General features: G+C 65.2%; 1 protein-coding gene. It reads left to right on the top strand.

Going from position 1 to position 827, the window contains the following annotated elements; translation table 11 throughout:
* On the top strand, positions 1-827 hold an 827-nt coding region (locus K4G64_RS39375; protein WP_221760637.1), incomplete at both ends, for a cbb3-type cytochrome c oxidase subunit I.

The following is an 827-nucleotide window of genomic DNA, read 5'->3' as shown; positions in this document are numbered from 1 at the left end:
CTCGCCACGTCGTTCGCGTTCTTCGTCATCGGCGGTGTGATGGCGCTGTTCATGCGCGCCGAGCTGGCCCGTCCGGGTCTGCAGATCATGTCGAACGAGCAGTTCAACCAGGCGTTCACGATGCACGGCACGATCATGCTGCTGATGTTCGCGACGCCGCTGTTCGCCGGATTCGCGAACTGGATCATGCCGCTGCAGATCGGCGCGCCCGACGTGGCGTTCCCGCGGCTGAACATGTTCGCCTACTGGCTCTACCTGTTCGGCTCGCTCATCGCGGTCGGCGGCTTCCTCACTCCGCAGGGCGCGGCCGACTTCGGCTGGTTCGCCTACAGCCCGCTCTCGGACGCCGTCCGCAGCCCGGGCATCGGCGCCGACATGTGGATCATGGGTCTGGCCTTCTCCGGCTTCGGCACCATCCTCGGCTCGGTCAACTTCATCACCACGATCATCTGCATGCGCGCCCCCGGCATGACGATGTTCCGCATGCCGATCTTCGTGTGGAACGTGCTGCTGACCGGTGTGCTGGTCCTGCTCGCCTTCCCGGTCCTCGCGGCCGCGCTGTTCGCCCTGGAGGCGGACCGCAAGTTCGGGGCGCAGATCTTCGACTCCGCCAACGGCGGCGCATTGCTGTGGCAGCACCTCTTCTGGTTCTTCGGCCACCCAGAGGTGTACATCATCGCGTTGCCGTTCTTCGGCATCATCTCCGAGGTCATCCCGGTCTTCTCCCGTAAGCCGATGTTCGGTTACACGGGTCTGATCGGCGCGACCATCGCGATCGCGGGTCTGTCCGTGACGGTGTGGGCGCACCACATGTACGTCACCGGCGG

The sequence above is a fragment of the Streptomyces sp. WAC04114 genome, assembly GCF_019733245.1.
GTDB classification, from domain to species: domain Bacteria; phylum Actinomycetota; class Actinomycetes; order Streptomycetales; family Streptomycetaceae; genus Streptomyces; species Streptomyces massasporeus_A.
The sequence above is the reverse complement of the archived record's forward strand: the minus strand, read 5'-3'. Positions and strand labels throughout refer to the sequence as shown.